This window comes from Pseudemcibacter sp., from assembly GCF_965661635.1.
In the GTDB taxonomy this organism is placed as follows: Bacteria; Pseudomonadota; Alphaproteobacteria; order Sphingomonadales; family Emcibacteraceae; genus Pseudemcibacter.
Genome location: NZ_CBFIEP010000140.1, coordinates 1 through 4568, shown reverse-complemented (window position 1 = coordinate 4568; position 4568 = coordinate 1). Strand labels below are relative to the sequence as shown.

The window sequence follows — 4568 nt, the reverse complement described above, 5'->3', positions numbered from 1 at the left end:
AATCAAATCGATTACTTCGTTAATACGTCCCGTTGATTGTGCAAGTTTATTAATTGCAACATTACTATGTTGTGCTTCTTCAAGTGAACGTTCCTCAATTGCATTTGCCGTTTCAACTTGGGGTTTATTTCACAAACAGATGCACTTAGCTCCTCAGCAGAGGCAGCAACAGTTTGAATGTGTTTGATGTTTGTTCAGAGGCAGAGGCAACATCAGATGAACGTGTTTTAGTACTATCTGAAATAACAACCATTTGGTTCGCTGTTGCTTCAAGCTCAGTTGATGAAGAGGCAAGTGCATGAAGAACTTCAGATACTTTATCATCAAAGTGCTGAACAAGTTCATCAATTTTCTTAGAACGTTCTTCAGTTCGTTTTCTTTGTTCTTCTGCACGTTCTGAGGCTTCACGCTCACGTTGAGCTTCGGCTTCTCTTTCTTGAGCTTCATGGGCAACACGTTGCTCTTCAGCACGTTTATTCTCTTCTGCTAGACGCTCACTTTCAAGTGCCGCTTTACGAAGATCTTCAATTGCATTTGAAAATTGACCAAGTTCGTCTTTACGTGTTTTGCCGCGAACTTCTTGTGTGTAATCACCCGTCGCGATAATACCAACAGCATTTCTAAGGCTTGCAAGAGGAATTAAAATACTTTGTAATAGTAAGAATGCGACTGTACCAACAAGGACAACCATCACGCTACACATAATAATTAGAAGCATTTCTGCACTTGATCTTGTTTCATCAAAACTAGTTGTTGCAGTAACAAGGGCGGTGTTAGCGATTTCCTCAAATTGACCAAAAATCGGAACCATCTCAGAATAAATTCTAGTCAGGTCAGACTGATATTCATTTAACTCAGCTTTAAGGTCTTCTGTTTCACCATCTGTTTCAATGAAACCCATTGTGTCAAACACACTACCAAAAGCGTCCATATATTCTTCGGCTAACCCTTGAATTTGTGTTGAAGCATTAAGAACAGCTTGATCATCTGTATAATCTGTTAACTCCACTGCTTTTGACTGTACTTCTTGCGCATAGAATTCAAATTGATCCATTGAACTAACGTTACTGGTTAAAAGATAATCTTTTCCCCAACGTTACATTTTAATTGCATTGATTTTTATTTCTACTGCTACAGCACTCATAAATGATGTACTCGATTATTCGGCGATTGAAGCAAATAAGCGCAACATTGACAAAGAAGAAATCGACTTAAAAGAACTAGCCAAGGAGTGCCTTAGAACCATTAGACCACTTAGTGATAAAAAATCCATTGTTTCTACTCTTGAAATTCCCGATGGAACCCTATCATTATTTGCAGATGTTCGTGCTATAAAGCAGATTTTCATAAACCTGCTTTCTAATGCAATTAAATTTACCCCTATGAATGGTAAGGTTTCAATCAAGATCCAAGAAAAAGATGGTAACCACATTATTCAATTTATAGATACCGGAGATGGGATTGAAGAAAAGAATATTGCAAGAATTCTTGAGCCTTTCGCCAGTGTTGAAAATGATCCTCATCTACCTCAAGAAGGAACGGGTCTTGGGCTTTCTATTGTCCAGTCTTTAGTGCATTTGCATCAAGGTACTCTTGATATTGAGAGTATTGTCGATCAAGGCACGACGATCACAATTAAAATACCATCTGTTTAATTTTTCCAATTAAGTCATTTATTTTATAAATAATGATCAGTTTGTCATTCTTATACGTACAATATGTATTCACATGCTTGTGACTTAATATTATGGTTAAAGATGTCATTATAAGGTCATAATCAATTGATATCTAAAGCACTTAAGAATGCTTAACCAATAGAAAATTACTCAGGGTAAAAAAACAAGAGGATAAAAAATGAAAAAATTACTTATTGCAGCAATGCTATTTGCAGCGCCAGCCGGTTTGTCATCTGCAACTGCGGCTGATTATAAAATCGATATTGAAGGAATGCATGCAGCCATCAATTTTAAAGTCAAACATGTTGGCATCAGCTGGCTAACGGGCCGTTTTGATAAATTTGACGGTAGCTTTACATTTGACGAAAATAATCCTTCCGCATCAAAAGTAATCGTTGATGTTGACGTAAGTAGCGTAAATTCAAATCACCAAAAACGTGATGAGCATATCCAAGATCCAGGCTATTTAAACACTGAAGCAAACCCATCTGCCCATTTTGAAAGCACTTCCGTTGAAGTAACCAGCGATGATACTGGTATCATTCATGGTAACTTAACATTGAACGGTGTGACTAAACCATTCGATCTTCACGCAAGTTTCGTTGGTATGGGTGATGATCCATGGGGCGGTTACCGTTCTGCATTTGAAGCAACGGCTGTCATCCATCCTGAAGAATTTGATTATAAATTCAAATATGGCGATGTATATCTTGAGCTTTATATTGAAGGTGTTCATCAATAATAATTAAAGATACAATTTTAAAACAGCGCCTTAAATTTTAAGGCGCTGTTTTTTATCTGTTCTTTTTTAAATAATGATAAAAAACATCGAGCATTTCATCCATACCATTTCTACCGAAACCAATTCGAAAATGATCTGGTGGTGTAGGTAGCAATTCAGACTTATAAATACTTGGCGGCAACAGGAGCACACCTGTATCATTAATCAGATCTTCGCAAAACTCTGTACAGTCCTTTGCACCAATGTATTTTGGATAGGCAACAGCGCCACCATCCGGTCGTTTCCATTCAAAAAGGTGAGGGAATTTTCCAAAAAAGTTATCTAATTTCTCTAAATTTTGTGAAACAAGTTTTCTGTTTCTATCCAATATGCTGTCTCTGTTTCTTAATGCAATTATCGACAAGATTTCTGATGGGCCACTATTACATATGGTTAAGAAGTGTTTGTAGCGTTCTAATTTCGCTAGAAGTTCTGTTTCCTGACACGCAATCCAACCAATCCTTAGCCCAGGAAGACCATATGCTTTTGACATGACATTTAATGAAATCCCTTTTTCATAAATATCCGCGAGTTGCGGGATACGTTTGTCTTCTGCTTCGATGCCGCGGTAAACTTCATCACTGAAAATATAAATGCCAAATTCGCGTGCGACTTCAACCAAACGATCTAAATCATCTTTTGGGATAATTTTACCCGTCGGGTTATTTGGGAAATTGATTGAAATTAGCTTCGTATGCGGCCTAAGCGCGCCAATAACCTCATCAATATCCAAATCCCAATTGTTATCTTCTTTTAAAGATACACCTGTTACATCACAAATACTAAGCGGAATGGTTTCCGCAGCTTGATAATTAGGCACTACAACAATGGCGTGATCTTCTGGTGTTAAAAGGGTGCGCATGGCCGTATAAATGCCTTCTTCAGCACCTGCAAAACATAAAATATTTTCAGAATTCATATTGTCATATGTTTTGGCAATCTCTTCACGTAAAAAAGGATCACCATAAGTTTGCGTATAACCAAGCCAAAGATTGTCAAAGCTTTTACGTTCTTCTTCTGATGCCATGGCCATCAATTCAGATAAAGACATACTTTCCATATCTGATGCCGTTAAATGATATTTGGCTTTAAATTCCCATTTGGAAAAAAACACTTCTAATTCAAAATTGCGCATATGACCCTCGGCCGTTAATGATTTTCTAATTTGTATCATGCTTAACTTTAAAGTCAATTCGCTTAAAGCTCTTGACTTAACTGCGAAAAAGGCGCATCAAGCGCCAGTTACAGGACTTTTTTATAAGAAACAGTCCAACATCCGCCAAGCAGCCGTGACAAGTAACGATCACGTGTATCCCATTATAAAGGGCCAAGTGCATTCGCGGATAAATAGAATGATCAGTAATGATCATAATTATTCGCGAAGGAAACGCCATGACTGACGAACAATTGTCAGACGATCATGTTGCTGCGCCTGCAGTAACTTTTGAAAAATTCGGTTTTGAAAAAGCCATCATGAAATCCATCAAAAATGAAGGGTTTACAACACCTACACCAATTCAGGACATGGCTATTTTGCCTGTCATGAGCGGTGCGGATCTTATGGGTATTGCCCAAACCGGTAGCGGAAAAACGGCAGCTTTTTCATTACCGACCATAAACAAAATGATCCATGATTATGTTAAGCCCGCACCACATAAACCAAAAGCATTAATCCTGGCACCGACACGTGAACTTGTGATGCAAATTGGAAAATTTATTGATCAATTTAGCCGCGGCACACCGATCAAAAGCCTCGTTGTCGCAGGCGGCCAACCATATCCACCACAAATTCGTAAATTAAAATATGGTGTTGATGTTCTGATTTCCACGCCGGGACGTCTTGTTGATCACATGGGAAGCGGTAATGTAAAACTTGAAGAATGCCAAACATTCATTTTGGATGAAGCGGACCGTATGCTTGATATGGGGTTTATTGATGAAGTAAAAGAAATTCAAAGCACATTGGATGATGATCATCAAACGGTCATGTTCTCTGCTACCATGAACGATAAAGTGCGCCGATTATCCTTAGAGCATTTAAAAGAGCCTGAATATGTTGAACAAGAACGCACAACAATGGTTGCGGATACCATCACCCATAAATTAATGAA

At 38.1% G+C, this 4568-nt stretch carries 5 protein-coding genes; 3 read left to right on the top strand and 2 right to left on the bottom strand.

What is annotated here, in order from left to right; all coding sequences use genetic code 11:
• Positions 1 to 145: 145 nt before the first annotated feature.
• The gene (locus ACTF6W_RS09085; RefSeq protein ID WP_438994224.1) at positions 146 to 1054 is read right to left on the bottom strand and encodes a hypothetical protein; all 909 of its coding nucleotides are present in this window, start codon (positions 1052 to 1054) and stop codon (positions 146 to 148) included.
• 58 nt (positions 1055 to 1112) lie between these two features.
• On the opposite strand from ACTF6W_RS09085, the gene ACTF6W_RS09080 reads away from it, so the two are divergent.
• The gene (locus tag ACTF6W_RS09080) at positions 1113 to 1655 is read left to right on the top strand and encodes a sensor histidine kinase (RefSeq protein WP_438994223.1); all 543 of its coding nucleotides are present in this window, start codon (positions 1113 to 1115) and stop codon (positions 1653 to 1655) included.
• Positions 1656 to 1854: 199 nt separating this feature from the next.
• Positions 1855 to 2418, top strand: a complete 564-nt coding sequence (locus tag ACTF6W_RS09075; protein ID WP_438994222.1) for a YceI family protein — start codon at positions 1855 to 1857, stop codon at positions 2416 to 2418.
• Between the two features lie 52 nt (positions 2419 to 2470).
• Here the strand turns inward: ACTF6W_RS09075 and ACTF6W_RS09070 are convergent, their stop codons facing one another.
• Positions 2471 to 3592, bottom strand: coding sequence for an aminotransferase class I/II-fold pyridoxal phosphate-dependent enzyme (locus ACTF6W_RS09070; protein WP_438994221.1), 1122 nt, complete (start codon positions 3590 to 3592; stop codon positions 2471 to 2473).
• Positions 3593 to 3849: 257 nt separating this feature from the next.
• Here ACTF6W_RS09070 and ACTF6W_RS09065 point away from each other — a divergent pair.
• The coding region (locus ACTF6W_RS09065) for a DEAD/DEAH box helicase (RefSeq protein ID WP_438994220.1) at positions 3850 to 4568 on the top strand (719 nt) is incomplete at its 3' end.

What these genes read in the sequence shown, in the direction of transcription:
- ACTF6W_RS09070 (WP_438994221.1), bottom strand. Translation starts at nt 3,592, where the DNA reads ATGCGCAATTTTGAATTAGAAGTGTTTTTTTCCAAATGGGAATTTAAA.
- ACTF6W_RS09085 (WP_438994224.1), bottom strand. Translation starts at nt 1,054, where the DNA reads ATGGATCAATTTGAATTCTATGCGCAAGAAGTACAGTCAAAAGCAGTG.
- ACTF6W_RS09075 (WP_438994222.1), top strand. Translation starts at nt 1,855, where the DNA reads ATGAAAAAATTACTTATTGCAGCAATGCTATTTGCAGCGCCAGCCGGT.